The following is a 17,088-nucleotide window of genomic DNA, read 5'->3' as shown; positions in this document are numbered from 1 at the left end:
TTTGAGAATAGTATTATTTTTAGCCTTTATTTTACCTATGATAGATTTATGAACAAAAAACAAGTACTGCTTAGCTTCCTGCTGGCATCGGGTGGGTTATTGCCCGTAGCGCAGGCACAGTCCGATAATGCCGCCTGGCAGATTGTCGGCCAAAACATTAATCCAGCTAATTATTATGGAATAACGGTAGCCAATGGAATGATTGGCTTAGTGTCGTCGCCCGAACCTATGAAAGTAAAGGATGTTGTGTTGAACGGGGCCTTCGATACCTATGGGCGCGGACGGGTGTCAAACATCCTGAAAGTTTTCAACTTCGCCAACATGAACCTGGATGTGGATGGACAGCGAATTGCGCCAAAAGAAATCGCCAATTATCGGCAAACGCTCGACATGCAGAAAGCCGCTCTGACCACCACCTTCGATTATAAAGATAAGGTCAGTGTTCGGCAAACCATGATGGCGTTGCGGCATTTACCCTTTTCAGAATTGACGATGGTGGAAATTACCGCCAAAAAGGATTGCGAAATCATCCCGATGAACGTGATCGAAACCCCCGAAAACCTGAAAGAAGTTAAAAATTTCTATTCAGAAATTGACCGTTCCCATGTTACGATTCGACTACTAACCTCGGTTGCCAAAAGTCCAACCGGACGGCATACTATAGCGGCTTCCACCAGTTTCATTTTCGAAGAGCCCCATGGCCAGGAACCTGATGTCATCCACGAAGACTGGGATTACAATATGCACCTGGCCAAATTCAAAAAAAGGTTAAAAGCAGGAGAAACCTACAAATTCAGCGTGGTAGGCTCGGTATCATCAACGGCCCATACCGCCGATCCGCATAACGAAGCGGAACGATTGACCCTTTTTGCTGCACTTGAGCGGACGGAACGGCTGCTGATGCGCCACAATGCCGAATGGGTAAAACTCTGGCAAAGTGATATTGTCATTGACGGTGACCCGGATGCGCAACGGGCGGTTCGGTCGGCACTATATCACCTGTATTCGTTTGTACGAGAGGGAACAGGGTACAGTCTGTCGCCAATGGGCCTCTCCGGACTAGGCTACAATGGCCACGTGTTTTGGGATACCGAACTCTGGATGTACCCGGCCATTCTGGCTTTAAAGCCTGAAATTGCCAGATCCATATTGGAATACCGGTTTGAACGGATACCAATGGCAAAACAAAATGCATTCAGTCATGGCTATGCCGGAGTTATGTTTCCGTGGGAATCGGACGCTGATGGACAGGAAGCGACACCCGTCTGGGCCTTAACGGGACCGTTCCAGCATCACATCACAGGTTGTGTTGGCTGGGCATTCTGGAAATACTATCAGGTGACGAAGGATCAAGAATGGCTTCGGACGCGGGGCTATCCCATGCTCAAAGAAGTGGCCGATTTCTGGGCAAGCCGGGTAGAGCGCGAAGGACCGGGCAAGTATCATATCAACAATGTGATCGGCGCTAACGAATGGCAGGAAAATATCGACGACAACGCCTTTACGAATGGCATGGCACGCACCTCGCTTCAATTTGCGATACAGGCTGCTCAGGATCTGGGCATAACGCCTAATCCTGATTGGAAACAGGTAGCCGATAATATCCCCATTTTGAAGTTTCCGGATGGCATAACCAAGGAAAATCGAACCTACGACGGAGTTATGATCAAACAGGCCGACGTGAACCTACTGGCTTATCCGCTTACGATTGTAAAGGACGAAGCGTCTATCAAAAAAGATTTGAGCTATTACGAGCCTCGCTACTCACCCGAAGGCCCGGCTATGGGTTGGTCGGTGTTGTCAACACTACATGCCCGTTTGGGCGAGCCCGATAAAGCGTACGATTGGTTCGTGAAAAGTTATAAGCCCAATGAAGTACCGCCGTTTGGCGTGTTATCTGAAACAGCAGGCGGAAGCAATCCGTATTTTGCGACTGGGGCAGGGGGAATGCTTCAGGCTGTACTAAATGGATTTGGCGGGCTGGATATAACCGATGCTGGGATTGTGCAGCTTAAAACAAAACTTCCGAAAAAGTGGAAGTCCTTAACAATAAAAGGAGTGGGGCCGCAACTGAAAACGGTTCAGGTTCAGTAAATAGTGGATAATGGGTAATGTAAAATGAATAATGATAGAGCTCTGCTAGTTGGAGCATTCATTATCCATTTTACATTACCCATTATCCATTGTTCTACCACTGTGCCATAGGCAGGTGGGCCGATTGGAGTTCCAGTTGAACATCTTTTGAGCCAATAGCCATTTTATTCAGCGCGATATAGATCGTTTTAACGGCGTTTTCTATACGTTGCCAACCTTCTTCGCTTCGTAAATCAATACTGATCATGGTATTATCATTCTGTGCCATAATGGTCAGATAGTTCATAGCACCAAGCACAACGGCAGAAATCGCCTGGGTATCTGCTCCTTTTACGAACGATAACTGATTGACCAGCCGGGTCATTTCTTCGTCCTGCGCACGCGTAGTAGTAGAGGCAATTGAATCATTCTCAATCACACTGGCCTTCAGAATCTCACGGGCAGCTTTAAAGGTACGAAAGTAACGGTAGGTTTGAATGACTTGACGATACCAGATACGGGCAACATCTGATTCGTGTAAGGGACGAATCTGATCTAATACAGCTGGGGTAAAAACTGGAAACAATTTCCCCATTTTTACATAATACTCCAGTAGCCCTTCCATGCCGCCGAAATATCGGTAAATTAACACTTTGCTAACGTTGGCTTTTTCGGCTACCCGGTTAACACCAACGCCTTCCAAACCGTACTCTGCGATAACATCCTCTAACGCTTCAACGATGCGCTGAGTTGTTTTGGCACGGTTTCGTCTAATCTTTTCGTCCTTCTCCATAGTATCAGTATTCATCTGTAATTCACATACATGTCTCCCCCTTTGACTAAAATCAACTTCGAAAGTCACTTTAGTAAACTTATATCCGTCGATTAATTAGTAAATAATTCGATCAATATGCCAAATTGGTAAACGAATTAGAGGTAATATTTGATAAATGATTTAGTTACGGCAAGAAAATGTTAATAATAGACTGTAGTAATCTCGCTGTTGGATTTATCAAAAAACTACTTGTTTTCGATAGATCGCCAATTGGATTTTTTTATTAAAAAAAAGACCAATTGATTCTAATAAACACAGAGAAAAAAGTAATTCTTCAAATATAACTAATTATTGATTAGAATATTACATGATATAGTAACAAATTGTTAGGAAATGGTTATACAATGGAAGTATATTCATATAAGCTAATAGGTGTACTGGTAAGCCCACCAAATCAGGATACCCTGTAAGGGAAGGCGTGCCCAACGAAGCCAGGCTGAAATTTTGCTGAACTTATCCGAAGTCGCCATATAGATATTGGCTGGAAAAATAGCCAGCAGCAACAAAATAATTCCCCAGGCGGCTATACTTTGGGTCTGCGTAAATAAGAGACCGATTCCTAAAACAACTTCGGCAAGACCACTTATAGTTACCATAAAGTGATGAGCCGGAATATAAGGCGGCATAATGGACAGGTAAGTCCTGGGATTCAGAAAATGATTGATCCCGGCAATGATGTAGATAAGTGCCTGAGCATAAAGAATAAAATGATCCATCCGTTTTTTATAGCGCTGCCATTGGAATACCCGGTCAGGAAGCCATATATCAGCTATATATACGTTACTTTGCCGTTCGTGGTTTGAAAATCGACGGACTTTGTGACTGTTAGAACGATTAACAGTAAATCACAAACGGCAGGTTTACTTATTACGGAATCATATGCCCTACAAAACTAGCTGTATTGTCCAGAATCAGCCCTCCACGTCGGAATCCAAGACCACAGGCTTCGCCAGCATAAAAAACGCCAGCTTGGTAGGTGTTGCCCGCCGAATCCTGCGGGAAAGCTACATACTGCTGATAAATTTTAGGATAGTCGCCATAATCTCCATCAGTTACCAAACGCTCACTTCCGTTCTCGTTCAGGATTCGCGTATTGGCACCTTCCCGACCAAACAGTACTTTTTCAACACAGGCTTTGCCAGCTAAAGGTTTTGTGTCGGTTTCGAGCAATAGCGGATGGTTAGGGTAAAGCTCCCAAAGTATTTTCAGGATATACTTCGACTGAAAAAGAAGGGTATACGCTGGGTTCAAGACAACGGCCAATCGTTGTCGAACGATTTGGGTTAGTATAGTTACCAACTCAGGTTCGTCTTCAGCAATGGCTTCCCACGGAACCAGCTTGAACCAGAAATCTAATTTTTCGAATTGCCCGTTTTTGGGGTTTTGCCAGAAAATACCTTCCTCGGCCGAGAACTCTACATGGTCGACAAAATCAAATTCGATCTCGAAACCCGCTTCCCGGGCCGCTTCGCCAATCAAAGCTACATTCGTATCATCTTCGGGATAACCACGCATGGCCGACAGCAGCAAGGTAGGCTGAAGGTCGGGGTTAACGGCCAGAAGCTCCTCAAACTGACTGGTTAAGGTTTCAAATACAGCGTTGAACTGCTGACTTTCGTCCAGGTTATTGGCTTTCAGATGGGCATACTGTACAATAGCTGTTTCGGGTAGGCATGTGGCGGTGTCGGCGTTGAATTCAATTAGTTTAATAGGCTGGCCATCAATGCCTCCGGCCAGATCGAAACGCCCATACAAGTGAATATTTCGATCATCATCCCAAGAGAGTTTGATGAGGTCAACCAGATTGGCCGGGATACCCAGTTCGGAAAAGCGGTTTTCGTCGATAACGTGCTGACCGGCGGCTACAAACATCTCAAACAGTTCATTGGCCGCGTCATAGTAAGAATCGGCTTCGGCAGGTTGTACCTGTACTACTTCGTTTGTCAAATAGGGTAGGGTATTCTGGCCGAGCATCCAATCCCAGCCAAGGTTTCGGAGTTGTGTGATCGGAGAAACAGCAAGCGAGCGGAGTGAGATCATCAGTTCAGTGGTTAGCGAATAAATTAGTCCGGCGTGTTCTGTTTTTGCCAAAACAAGCCGTAATTCGTTCAAATTAGTTTGACGTTGGTGGTTAAAGTTACGGTAGACCGAGACTTTTACCGTTAAACCTGAAACGATATTGATGTAAATGTCGCTTATTCCTATGACCCGAATCGCCTTATTTTTAGCCAGCGTGTTGTTGGCCTTGACAATCGGCCCTGTTGCTGGACAGTCGGCGAGAAAGCAACCGCCCGTTTCGGTTATTTTCGATACTGATATGGGCCCCGACTACGATGATGTAGGGGCTATCACGCTGCTGCACGCCTTTGCCGATATGGGTGAGGCCAACCTGCTCGCTACCATTGCCAGTACAAACTACCCGAACGTGACACCCGTGTTAAGTGTCCTGAATACCTATTTCAATCGCCCCAACCTTCCGATTGGCGTTCCTAAAGGCGAGGCTGTTGGTGATAAGGATACGCAGCACTGGTCCGATACCCTGGTGGCCCGGTATCCCCATCGAATTAAATCGAATAGTGAAGTACCTGATGCCGTTGCGCTCTATCGACAGATTCTGGCCAAACAGCCTGATCATAGTGTAACAGTCATAACGGTCGGTTTTCTGACCAATCTGGCCAATCTGCTAAATAGTAAGCCCGATCAGTATTCAAAATTATCGGGTCGGGAACTAGCGATGCAGAAAATAAAAAAAGTTGTCAGTATGGCGGGTAAGTTTCCGAAAGGCCGGGAGTACAATGTGCATCGGGATACGCCTGCGTCGAAAATATTTTTTCCCAATTGGCCAACACCTGTGTTGATGAGTGGGTTTGAAATTGGTCAGAAAATCCATTCAGGGCTACCACTCGTGCAAAACGATAAAATTCAACATAGTCCGGTAAAAGATGTGTTCCGAATTTCGTTGCCCAAAGCAGCCGAAGACAAGGCCGGACGGATGAGCTGGGATCAGACTGCCGTTCTGGTAGGCGTGAAAGGCTATGCGCCCTATTACACCATTGAAACCGGGCGGTTGACGATGAGCGACGATGGCTCAAATGGCTGGGACAGCACTGGCAAAGGTCATGAATATTTAGTCGAAAAAATGCCGGTAGCTGAGGTAGAAGCGTTGATCAATAAATTAATGCAACATCAGCCGACCAAACGGTAATAAGTTGTCAGGCAATGGTCAGGGTGTCAAGTGTCGTCAGACAGTGATCCAACTCCTGACTATCACCTGACCATATATGACCTTACTTATGACAGACCTGTTAAAAGACGCGCTTCGGAAAGCAGCCATGTTTTGTGCCTATCAGGAGCGCACGCAGCAGGAAGTTCGCGACCGCCTGAAAGAGTGGGGTATTCTGGGCGACGATGCCGAAGAAGTAATCGCCGAACTTATACAACAAAACTACCTCAATGAAGAACGCTTTGCCAAATCATTTGCCGGTGGCAAATTTCGGGTAAAGGGCTGGGGTCGACGGAAAATCAAACAGCATTTACAGCAGCGCGGCATTTCGGGCTATAATCTTGATCAGGCGATGAAAGAAATCGCCCCCGACGATTATCGGGAAACGCTCAAAGAATTGCTGGACAAGAAACGCCAGAGCCTGCGCGACGACAATCCGCTGGTTATCAAACAGAAGCTTGTTCGGTATGCCTTGAGCAAAGGGTATGAATCAGACCTGGTTTTTGCCGTCTTGGGTGGCGACGAGTAAGGGTTCGTTTAGCGGTTTCCAGAAAGGAGCTAATTTTGCGGCTCAATTAGTTGACTGCCTATGCCCCGTTTGTTTCTTGAAACCGATCAAATGTCCAACCTGAATAGTGGTCTGGGCCAACTTTGCCTGCACCTGGGTCGTGAACTGGTGCGACAAAAACCAGCCGACTGGGACATAACGTTTCTGGTAGCGAAGGAACAGGTGGGTATTTTCGGCCCTTCGGTGAAGTACATGGTTGCCTCGACGTGGAAGCGAGTCTGGCGAAACTGGAATTTCGATGTCTGGCATTGCCCACACCAGGGATCACGGTTTTACCCAAGACGCCGGGCGCGATTTGTTTACACTGTCCTAGACCTCAACTACCTGGCCATGTCGCAGTACTCGCCAGACCGGAGGTCTCGCAAGAAAAAGCAATACCAGGCTCGCGTCGATCAGGCGACTGTTATCACAACCATATCGAAATACGTAGCGGAGGATGTACGGCAACAACTCGTGGTGCCTCTAGCTACACCCATACAAGCTATCTACTGCGGTGTCGATATTCCGGTCAATGTGTCGATGATAGCGCCTGAACAAAAACCCGGCGGAACGTTTCTATTCTTCATCGGTATGTTGCAGGCTTACAAGAATGTACATACCATGCTGCCTTTGCTGGTAGCCAACCCCGATCATTGGCTGGTTCTGGCTGGTCCCGATAAACCCGAATATAGTCAGCAAATCTGGGAACAGGCGCGTCAACTGGGCGTGGCTGATCGACTGTTGATGCCCGGTCCGGTGGCTGAGTCGACCAAATGGTGGTACTATGCTAATTGTGATGCTTTTCTGTTTCCGTCGCTGATGGAAGGGTTTGGTATTCCGGTCATAGAAGCCATGTCGTTTGGTAAGCCCGTATTTAGTTCGGCGCTAACCAGCCTGCCCGAAGTGGGGGGCAACGAAGCGTTTTATTTTCCGGCTTTCGATGCTGAAACCGTTGTTGACACCTTTCGCAAGGGCATGGAAACCTACCGACAAGACACTGATATGCCCGAGCGCTTACGTCAACAAAGCCAGAAATTTACTTGGTCAACGGCCGCATCTCAATATTGGCAACTGTATCAGCAACTACTCTTTTAATACATGAAGCTGTTTCAACTTTTAAAGGAAATCCAAAAATGCGTGTTTTTGTCATGCTGACCGGGACGCGTAGTCGCAGGAAGCATGACAAAAAAAGCTACCCGGTTTTAATGAAATTTGAAAAGTTTAAATAGCTTCCATATTAAAAAGCCATTAAACAAAATAGGTGTTCATAGTAGTTTATACTTAGGAAGTAAGCTTCGGATAATACTGAGCAGATACTCACCTTCACATTCCTTACTATGAACACGTACACGTTATATTACCGATCCATTCTGTTTGTTACGCTGATAATTGCTTCAGCCTGTGCACGCAACCCCGTTACGGGAAAGCGGGAACTAAGTTTGATGTCTACTGAGCAGGAAATCGCTATCGGAAAGGAATCGCATCCGTCAGTAGTGGCCACTATGGGGTTGTATGAAAACAAGAATTTGCAGGCGTTTATGAACGAGAAAGGGAAGGCAATGGCAAAAGCTTCGCACCGTCCAGATTTGCCTTATCAGTTCTACATTGTCGATTCGCCGGTTGTCAATGCGTTTGCTGTACCGGGAGGCTACGTCTATTTTACCCGTGGTATTCTGGCTCATTTCAATAATGAAGCGGAGTTTGCCGGTGTGCTCGGTCATGAAATTGGCCACATTACTGCCCGGCACGCTGCTCGTTCGCAGAAAAGCCAGTTGTTAAGCACAATTGCGCTGATTGGTGGAGCTATATTGGCACCGCAGGTTGTTGGTCAGAATATCGAAGCGCTACAACAGGGAATCGGACTTTTGTCGCTCAAATACAGCCGCGACCATGAATCGGAATCCGATAAGCTGGGTGTCGAATATTCGAGTAAGATTGGCTACGACGCTCATCAGATGGCTAATTTCTTCGGTACGCTTAAGCGCATTTCTGATAATTCAGGACAGGCCGTTCCACAATTTATGTCGACCCACCCCGACCCCGGTAATCGCTACAATCGGGTGCATGAACTGACCAAGGAGTATCAGGCTCAACACCCCGCATCGTATCAGGTAGATCGGGATCAATACCTGCGCCTGATTGATGGCATTATGTACGGTGAAGATCCAAAGCAGGGGTTCGTAGAAAATAATACGTTTTATCATCCAGAACTGAGATTCCAGTTTCCGGTTCCGAACGGTTGGCAATCGCAGAATTCCCCAACTCAATTCCAGATGGCGGCTAAAGATGGCAAATCAGCCATGATTTTAATGCTGGCGAAAGGTAGCTCGCTGGATGAAGCCGCCCAGAATCTGGTTAAAGAACTAAGCCTGAATGTTCTGGAGAATAAAAAAACGACTATAAATGGCAACCCGGCCTACGTACTTATTTCGCGTCAGCAGCAACAACAGCAACAGGGGCAACAGCAAGACCCACGAGCGGCCCTTCAGATCGGAACCTGGCTTATTCAATACAACAATGCCATTTATGCCCTGCATGGCCTTGCTGCAACAGCCGATTTCACGAACGCATTCGGCACATTTCAGCAGGTAGCCGGAAATTTCCGTTCCCTGACCGACTCTGATAAATTGAACCGTAAACCTGAACGAGTCTTTGTTCGTGCGGCCCCCCGCGATGGCTCCTTTCGCGATGTTATGACTGCACTGGGTATGCCTGCTAAACGAATTGAAGAATTGGGCGTACTGAATAGCATGAAAGCCGATGATCGCATTACGCGAGGCTCTTCTCTAAAAATTATCGGTCAGTAAAGCAAAAAAACGTTCTGGCAGGGGTAGCGCTACCCCTGCCAGAACGTTTTTTTGAAGCGGAAGACGTACAAACCGCTAAAAATCAGCGTCGAATGTAATTCCTTTTGGTTCTTCCACTACAGGTACAGGTGTTGGGTTTTCGGCATCCTGAGGGGTTTGTGAAGCCGCTTTAGCCGCTTTAAATTTGGCCATCACTTCGCCCCGCTGGTATTCACCCACCCGCTTTTCAAAGAAATTGGTTTTGCCCTGTAGCGAAATCATATCCATGAAATCGAAAGGGTTCGTTACATTATACAGTTTCCGCAAGCCAAGCGTAACTAGCAGGTGATCAGCTACAAAAGCAATGTACTGTTTCATCAGATCGGCGTTCATCCCGATGAGCGATACAGGCAAGGCATCGGCCACGAATTCCTGCTCAATTTCGACTGCATTGCGGATAATGTCGTACACCTCCGATTCGGGCATTTTATGCACAATATGGTCGGTATAAAGCATACAGGCAAAGTCGCGGTGCAGGCCCTCATCACGGGAGATCAGTTCGTTCGAGAACGTTAGTCCCGGCATGAGACCCCGTTTTTTGAGCCAGTAGATGGAGCAGAACGAGCCCGAAAAGAAAATTCCCTCAACAGCCGCAAAGGCAATCAGACGCTCGGCAAACGAGCCGTTTTCGATCCAGCGCAAGGCCCATTCGGCCTTTTTCTGTACGCAGGGAATGGTGTCGATGGCATTCAGCAGCCGGTCTTTTTCGGCCGCATCTTTAATGTACGTATCGATCAGCAGCGAGTACGTTTCGGAGTGAATATTCTCCATCATCACCTGAAACCCGTAGAAGCACTTGGCTTCGGCGTATTGTACTTCCGACAGAAAGTTGACGGCCAGATTCTCGTTGACGATACCATCCGATGCGGCAAAGAAGGCCAGTACGTGTGAAATGAAATGCCGTTCGTTGTCGTTCAGGCTATTCCAGTCCTTCATATCCTGACCGAGGTCGATTTCCTCGGCCGTCCAGAACGACGCTTCGTGGGTTTTATAGAATTCCCAAATGTCCCAGTGTTTGATAGGAAACAGGACAAAGCGGCCTTTGTCTTCTTCTAAGATTGGTTCAATTACGTCGTTCTGTGTCATGGTAACGGATGCGCAGGTTTATACATAAAGCCCGGCCTGGGTAGGCCCTACAGAATTGAGTGGGCTTAGCGGATTTTGACAAGCTAAATTCTGGTTAACAAAGTTAAAGAATCTGCCCGCTTCTACAAGGTGACTATCGCCAGTACCCGGCATCAGACAAATGATAAATTATTGTAATTGAAACGTAATCAGGCGCTTATGACCTAGTATGTTTGGGAGATTCTTGGAATAGTGCTGTCAAAGAGTTGTTATGTCAACAGTTTTATTTTGCGATATAAATTTTCAGATGCCTATGCTTGATCAGAAAGCGAAGGCTCTCCTTAGGTGCAAGATTTTTATAGCAGATTTATACCATATTTAGACGAAAAGGTTATTTTTGATTAAAAGGTGATTGTATGAAACTGCCTGAACTCATTAATTATAACTCAATTCCTGATTACCATCCTCACTGTGAAATCTGTGGAAGTACCGGGTTGATTATTGGCGATTTTCGACATACTAATTTTAAAGGTGCTTTTTATGATTGTGCTTCCGAGGAAAGCAGTCACCGTTTTATAGACAGTGAAGATGACTATTTTAATATTGCCTACTGGTATATGTCTGAAACCCAACGAAAAGCGTTTACTAGACTAAGCTTAGGCGAAAGAAGAGTGTTTCTTAAGATGCACCCCTCTGAACAAAAGAGTTTTATCAAGCTTAGTAGAAAAAAACGTCAGTTGTACTTACTGGCAAATGTAAAATACAAAATAGAAGTGGAAGATTATGATGATTTTGTGAATGCTGAGTTCTACAAGTATGAGGAATGGTCTTAAGACTGATATTGCGACTTATCAAACCGCTCCAATCTGTACTCCAAAAATTCTTTTTTAGGCTGATACGTCTTAGGTATGTGAATTGGCTTATGTTCGAACACGCCAAAGAACCGTTGATAAAACTCTTTATTTGTCTCAGCTTTAAGCCGCTTTGAGATAAGCAGTTTGTACTCTGTGTCGATGCAAATCAAGCCCTTTTCGTACGCCCGATCATACAGATTCGACAGGCAAACGCCATTTTCGGGATTTAAGCGATTGTGTTCATCTTCAGCCCATGGCTTAATGTGTCCCGCTACGAGTAAATCAGGCAGATCGATGCCCGAAATGGCGCAACGACTTTCGTAGGTTTTTAGAATCATCTGCCGAAAAACGCTTTGGTTGACACGCGTTTTGACTAAACGTTCTTTGACTTCACCTTTCAGATTCTTCAAATCGAATACAATCTCAGGATGAATGTCGTCAACCGTTTTTTGCTGATAATCAGCCAGAATGCGTTCGCTTTCAAAAACCAGTTCTTCTTGGTTGTCAGCGAATTCATTCCATATAGATTGTATTTGATCAGCACCTTCCTCAAGGCCAACTATACCGTGCTGATTATTGTAAGGATCAATGTAGGCAAGGTTGTTCAAGCGAATAGCAATAGAATTAACACTTTTTCCTATCAGCTTAGATAAGTATCTAATATCAGGATTATCAGGGCTAAAGTTTCGAGATTGTAGTTTTAAGTATAAATTAAAAACGGTAAGCAATTGACGTCGACTCCAATATTCTGAAATTGTTTCATTCACAATATTGGAATAGTAATCATTTAAATGAAATATAAATCTACTTGGCCGGTTTATTTCTAATTCTACATCTACCACTTCAATTTTACCAAAATAAGTAAAGTTAGAGTGGTGAATAGTTCTAAAAAATAAATGAATTTCCTCACCATTATATCTGGCATTAACCATCCTTGTCTCCGCGAAATGGTCATTAGGCCCTTCCCAATGTAGGTATTCATTGATTACCTTATCACTATACTGCGTTGATGATTCCTGTTTCTTTGAAGTGACGAATAGAATAATCTTTGAGACTCCTTTGGGGGTCACTACACCACGAGCTAGGGCCTGATAAGCGGCATAGCCCCAGATTTCCGCCAAAAAAACGCGAGAATATGATTCACCTATCTTTAATAAATCGAAGGAAATGTGCATTGAAAGAGGAAGTAGATTCAAGTATGAACTTAGTCAAATATATCTATTATTCCTCTTAAAAAGTAACTACAATTTTAGCTTCATTAAGTCCCAATCTGTTCTTGTCTTAGGTACAACAAAATAGCGGCATCCCTCATGGCCATGATAAAAACAGCTATGTACGAAAATTACTGTTTTGTATTTAGGTAGCACTATATCAGGCTTGCCGGGTAGGTTTTTATCGTGTAGCCGATAGCGGAAACCGTGGGCGTGAAGAAATTTACGGACGATTAGTTCGGGCTTTGTGTCTTTGCTCCGTACGCGGCTCATGTTATAGCTGCGTTGAGCGGGTGTATGTACGTCGGCCATGTGGGGTGTTGAGTGTTTTGGTTATAACAACTAAACACCATATCTGTCTGGTAGATTTGGCTACCAAATTATATCAATAACGTCCCGATAGCGGCTGAATTTCTCATCAGCAGAGATAATGGACATCTGTTCGGCCAGTGCCGTAGCCAGAATCAATCTATCAAAAGGATCGCGGTGGTCGGCATGAAGCGGAATCTGGTCATAGGCCAGTAAATGACTGTTTGCAATAGGAAGTAGTTGAATTGATTCTTTCCGGCAATCTGAAATTAGTCCGTTTAAGCCACGCTTTAAGTCCAGTCGACCCCCAATTTTTAATTTTATAGCGACCTCAAATAAACTGATATGGCTAACATAAATGGTGTTGTCAATATCAGTGATTAAGCTATTTCCCTGCACCGAAAGTTGCTTACTACCCTCCAAAAACCAGAGTATTATTTGTGTATCAAGCAGTAAGCGCATTACATGTATTCATTTAAGTCGTCAAGAGGGTCATTAAAATCATCGGTCATCCAGACTTCGCCTTTCATGCTTCCCCCCTGCCGTTTACGTTTATCATTGGTACTGTCGGTTTCCTCCTCTAAAAACGTCACGATTACTTTCATGCGTTTTTGTATGGAAGGAACCTCATCCAGAATAATCTGGCCATGATCATAAGTGCCCTGAATAGCCGTCAGCATACCTAAGTTGTTTTTAGGTAAAGATAACGAATTGCTGGTTCGATTGTAGAGACGAAAAGGGTTACGTTCCCGGAAACTACCCCCGCCTATTTTACGTTGTTCTTTAGAATAAGCCTTTCCCAACTAGTGACGGAAGAAAAAGCAACGGAGCTACGGCCCAGCCTTACCGATATAGACCTGACGGGTTACGATCAAATAGAGGTCCTTGGTGCCCGCGAACACAATCTGAAAAATATTGATGTTACGATTCCCCGCAATAAGCTGGTGGTCGTGACCGGTATCAGCGGCAGCGGCAAATCGTCGCTGGCCTTCGATACCATTTATGCCGAGGGCCAACGGCGGTATATGGAGAGTTTCTCAGCCTATGCCCGCTCGTTCATCGGCGATATGGAACGGCCGGATGTAGACAAGATCAACGGCTTGAGTCCGGTGATTTCCATTGAGCAGAAAACGACATCCAAAAACCCCCGCTCAACAGTCGGCACCACCACCGAGATTTACGACTTTCTGCGTCTGTTTTATGCCCGCGCTGGCGAAGCATTCTCGTATGTGACGGGTCGTAAAATGGAGCGGCAGTCGCAGGATCAGATTATCGATACCATTCTGGAGCAATACGCCGGACAGAAACTGACCTTGCTGGCTCCCATCATTAAAGGGCGCAAGGGGCATTACCGGGAACTGTTTGTGCAGATTGCCAAAACGGGTTATACCAAAGTACGGGTCGATGGCGTGGTGCAGGATATTGCGCCTAAAATGCAGTTGGACCGCTACAAAATTCACGACATCGAAATCGTAATTGACCGACTGGTGCCCAAAGTAGAAGATCGGTATCGGCTGAGTCAGTCGGTGCAAACGGCGCTTCGGCAGGGCAAGGGCGCTATGCAGATGTTGGACGGGAGTGGAACGCTGGTCTACTTCTCGCAGAACCTGATGGACCCCGAGTCGGGCATTAGCTACGACGAACCCTCGCCCAATACGTTTTCGTTCAACTCGCCCTACGGTGCCTGTCCGGTTTGTAATGGGCTGGGTGTGATCGAAGAAATTACGGAGGAGTCGGTTATTCCTGATAAGTCGCTCAGTATCAGTCGGGGTGCTATTGCTCCGCTTGGCGAGTACCGCGAGTTGTGGATTTTTAAGGAAATCGAAGCGATTCTGAAAAAATACAAGCTCAATCTGACATCGCCGGTCAACAAATTTCCTGACGATCTGCTTCATGCGCTCATGTACGGTACAGAAGATGAGGCTACCGTTCCATCGAAGAAGTACCCTGGTGAAGATTACTATAGTTTCAAGTTTGAGGGGATTGTCAACTTTCTGAAACGCCAGCAAGAGAACAGCACCGACAAAATTCAGGAATGGCTGAAGGACTTTATGGTTGTCAATACCTGTCCTGAATGTCAGGGGGCGCGTCTGAAAAAAGAATCCCTGTATTTCAAAATCGATCAGAAAAACATTTCCGAACTGGCCCGCATGGACATTTCGGAACTGACCAACTGGTTCGACGGGCTCGAAAGCCGGATGACCGACCGCCAGAATGTGATTGCCAAAGAGATTCTGAAAGAAATCCGCAAACGCATCGGCTTCCTGCTCGATATTGGGCTGGACTACCTGACGCTCGACCGCCCCTTGCGCACGCTTTCGGGTGGTGAAGCCCAACGGATACGACTGGCAACGCAGATTGGTACGCAACTGGTTGGGGTACTGTATATTATGGACGAACCGAGTATCGGTCTGCATCAGCGCGACAACGTTAAACTCATCGATTCGCTCAAAAACCTGCGTGATCTGGGCAATACGGTGCTGGTCGTTGAGCACGACAAAGACATGATGCTCGAATCCGACTTTATTCTTGACATCGGGCCGGGAGCCGGTCGTCATGGCGGGCAGGTGGTTGGCATCGGTACGCCCGACGAATTCCTGAAAAATGGCAGTACAACCGCTGATTATTTAAGCGGCCGTAGGGCCATCGACGTACCAACCGAACGACGCAAAGGGAACGGCAAGTTTCTGATTATTAAAGATGCTACGGGACATAACCTTAAGAAAGTAACACTGAAGTTGCCGCTGGGTAAAATGGTAACGATCACGGGCGTTTCGGGCAGTGGCAAATCGTCTTTGATTCACGAAACCCTGTTTCCGGTACTGAACCGCCATTTTTACAAGTCGAAGCGGGAGCCGTTGCCGTTTAAATCGGTCGACGGGCTAGAGCATCTGGATAAAGTGATTGAAGTCGATCAGTCACCGATTGGCCGTACCCCGCGTTCGAATCCGGCAACCTATACGGGTATGTTCTCCGAAATTCGGACGCTGTTTGCCGAACTGCCCGAAGCGAAAATCCGGGGTTATAAACCGGGTCGATTCTCGTTCAATGTGAAAGGTGGACGTTGCGAAGATTGCGAAGGTGCGGGTATGAAGAAAATCGAAATGGAGTTTCTGCCCGATGTGCATGTGGTTTGCGAAACCTGCAAAGGCAAACGTTTCAACCGCGAAACGCTGGAAGTTCGTTTCAAAGGAAAATCCATCGCCGACGTGCTGGACATGACCGTTGAGCAGGCATTGGACTTCTTCGCCAGTCAGCCGAAGATTCTTCGGAAAGTACAGACGCTGAACGATGTTGGGCTTGGCTATATTACCCTCGGTCAACATGCGACAACCCTCTCGGGTGGCGAAGCGCAGCGCGTAAAACTGGCCGAAGAGCTATCCAAAAAAGACACGGGCAAAACGCTCTATATTCTCGACGAACCAACCACCGGCCTGCATTTCCAGGACATTGCTCACCTGCTCGATGTGTTGAACAAACTCGCCGATAAGGGAAATACCGTCCTGATTATTGAACATAACCTGGACGTGATCAAGGTCTCGGATCACCTCATCGACCTCGGCCCGGAAGGCGGTAACAAAGGTGGTAACATCATCGCCGAAGGCACACCCGAAAAAGTGGCTGAGGTGAAAGGAAGCTATACCGGCAAGTTTTTAAAAATGGAATTAGAAGCAAGTAAAGCGTAAAAGCCATTATTTTCGTTGGTTGTATAACAACCTGAAAATAGTTCTTATGCGTTACCCATTCTTTTATGTTTTGCTCTTGGTACTGGTCATTCTGGATGGCTGGCTGCTGGCACACCCCAATCTGATTGGTCAGGCTGGGGTGTTCTTTTTTGATTACACTGCTATTGAAACCTTTCCGAAGGCCCTGGGTACAGTGGCTCTTGTGGCGGGTATTTCCATCCTGATTACCTGGCTTACTGGGCGGTTGAGTCAACCCGCTGGTATTGGCGTATTGGTTGTTCTGTTGGCCGCATCGGCCTATTATTTGTTTCAGAGCTTTACGCAATACAATTCTGGCGTTTACAAACTAACCGGAGCGGGTTTTCGGGCAGGAGCCATTCTACTGCCAGGACTCGTTGTGCTGATTTTTGGAGAAGGCCTGCTGCGTCGGTTTCGGTAA

At 46.3% G+C, this 17,088-nt stretch carries 16 protein-coding genes; 8 read left to right on the top strand and 8 right to left on the bottom strand.

Annotation, left to right across the window (positions count from 1 at the left end):
• Positions 1–48: 48 nt before the first annotated feature.
• The gene (locus ACYVFD_RS13025) at positions 49–2,094 is read left to right on the top strand and encodes a glycosyl hydrolase family 95 catalytic domain-containing protein (RefSeq protein WP_461090532.1); all 2,046 of its coding nucleotides are present in this window, start codon (positions 49–51) and stop codon (positions 2,092–2,094) included.
• A 94-nt stretch (positions 2,095–2,188) separates the two neighbouring features.
• Here the strand turns inward: ACYVFD_RS13025 and ACYVFD_RS13020 are convergent, their stop codons facing one another.
• The 3 genes from ACYVFD_RS13020 to ACYVFD_RS13010 form a co-directional block, all read right to left on the bottom strand.
• A complete protein-coding gene (locus ACYVFD_RS13020; RefSeq protein WP_461090531.1) occupies positions 2,189–2,881 on the bottom strand; it encodes a TetR/AcrR family transcriptional regulator in 693 nt (230 codons plus the stop codon).
• 392 nt (positions 2,882–3,273) lie between these two features.
• Positions 3,274–3,624: a DoxX family protein gene (locus ACYVFD_RS13015; RefSeq protein ID WP_461090530.1), complete on the bottom strand. Its 351-nt coding sequence runs from the start codon at positions 3,622–3,624 to the stop codon at positions 3,274–3,276.
• A 151-nt stretch (positions 3,625–3,775) separates the two neighbouring features.
• On the bottom strand, positions 3,776–4,948 hold the full coding sequence (locus tag ACYVFD_RS13010) for a glutathionylspermidine synthase family protein (protein WP_461090529.1): 1,173 nt from the start codon (positions 4,946–4,948) through the stop codon (positions 3,776–3,778).
• A 148-nt stretch (positions 4,949–5,096) separates the two neighbouring features.
• On the opposite strand from ACYVFD_RS13010, the gene ACYVFD_RS13005 reads away from it, so the two are divergent.
• The 4 genes from ACYVFD_RS13005 (at position 5,097) to ACYVFD_RS12990 (ending at position 9,485) form a co-directional block, all read left to right on the top strand.
• On the top strand, positions 5,097–6,113 hold the full coding sequence (locus tag ACYVFD_RS13005; RefSeq protein WP_461090528.1) for a nucleoside hydrolase: 1,017 nt from the start codon (positions 5,097–5,099) through the stop codon (positions 6,111–6,113).
• Between the two features lie 88 nt (positions 6,114–6,201).
• Positions 6,202–6,660 (top strand): regulatory protein RecX, encoded by a 459-nt coding sequence (locus ACYVFD_RS13000; protein WP_461090527.1) that lies wholly within the window; start codon positions 6,202–6,204, stop codon positions 6,658–6,660.
• A 60-nt stretch (positions 6,661–6,720) separates the two neighbouring features.
• Complete coding sequence (locus tag ACYVFD_RS12995; protein WP_461090526.1) at positions 6,721–7,773, top strand: glycosyltransferase family 4 protein; 1,053 nt, start codon at positions 6,721–6,723, stop codon at positions 7,771–7,773.
• 242 nt (positions 7,774–8,015) lie between these two features.
• Positions 8,016–9,485 carry a M48 family metalloprotease gene (locus tag ACYVFD_RS12990; protein WP_461090525.1) on the top strand — a complete coding sequence of 490 codons (1,470 nt, stop codon included), beginning with the start codon at positions 8,016–8,018 and terminating at the stop codon, positions 9,483–9,485.
• Positions 9,486–9,560: 75 nt separating this feature from the next.
• Here the strand turns inward: ACYVFD_RS12990 and ACYVFD_RS12985 are convergent, their stop codons facing one another.
• Entirely contained in the window at positions 9,561–10,610 is a 1,050-nt protein-coding gene (locus ACYVFD_RS12985; protein WP_461090524.1) for a ribonucleotide-diphosphate reductase subunit beta, read from the bottom strand.
• A gap of 395 nt (positions 10,611–11,005) precedes the next feature.
• On the opposite strand from ACYVFD_RS12985, the gene ACYVFD_RS12980 reads away from it, so the two are divergent.
• Positions 11,006–11,422, top strand: a complete 417-nt coding sequence (locus tag ACYVFD_RS12980; protein ID WP_461090523.1) for a hypothetical protein — start codon at positions 11,006–11,008, stop codon at positions 11,420–11,422.
• Here the strand turns inward: ACYVFD_RS12980 and ACYVFD_RS12975 are convergent.
• From ACYVFD_RS12975 to ACYVFD_RS12960, 4 genes are all read right to left on the bottom strand, one after another.
• On the bottom strand, positions 11,419–12,618 hold the full coding sequence (locus tag ACYVFD_RS12975) for an HNH endonuclease (protein ID WP_461090522.1): 1,200 nt from the start codon (positions 12,616–12,618) through the stop codon (positions 11,419–11,421). The two genes, ACYVFD_RS12980 and ACYVFD_RS12975, sit on opposite strands and share 4 nt — an antisense overlap.
• Before the next feature lie 66 nt (positions 12,619–12,684).
• On the bottom strand, positions 12,685–12,966 hold the full coding sequence (locus ACYVFD_RS12970) for a very short patch repair endonuclease (protein WP_461090521.1): 282 nt from the start codon (positions 12,964–12,966) through the stop codon (positions 12,685–12,687).
• A 60-nt stretch (positions 12,967–13,026) separates the two neighbouring features.
• Entirely contained in the window at positions 13,027–13,425 is a 399-nt protein-coding gene (locus ACYVFD_RS12965; RefSeq protein ID WP_461090520.1) for a type II toxin-antitoxin system VapC family toxin, read from the bottom strand.
• Positions 13,425–13,643, bottom strand: coding sequence for a DUF2281 domain-containing protein (locus ACYVFD_RS12960; RefSeq protein ID WP_461090519.1), 219 nt, complete (start codon positions 13,641–13,643; stop codon positions 13,425–13,427). The genes ACYVFD_RS12965 and ACYVFD_RS12960 overlap by 1 nt, the downstream gene beginning before the upstream one ends.
• A gap of 126 nt (positions 13,644–13,769) precedes the next feature.
• Here ACYVFD_RS12960 and uvrA point away from each other — a divergent pair, with 126 nt between their 5' ends.
• Positions 13,770–16,649, top strand: coding sequence for an excinuclease ABC subunit UvrA (gene uvrA, locus ACYVFD_RS12955; RefSeq protein WP_461090518.1), 2,880 nt, complete (start codon positions 13,770–13,772; stop codon positions 16,647–16,649).
• Positions 16,650–16,695: 46 nt separating this feature from the next.
• Positions 16,696–17,088, top strand: a complete 393-nt coding sequence (locus ACYVFD_RS12950) for a hypothetical protein (RefSeq protein ID WP_461090517.1) — start codon at positions 16,696–16,698, stop codon at positions 17,086–17,088.

Source organism: Spirosoma gilvum, assembly GCF_054776815.1.
The sequence above is the reverse complement of the archived record's forward strand: the minus strand, read 5'-3'. Positions and strand labels throughout refer to the sequence as shown.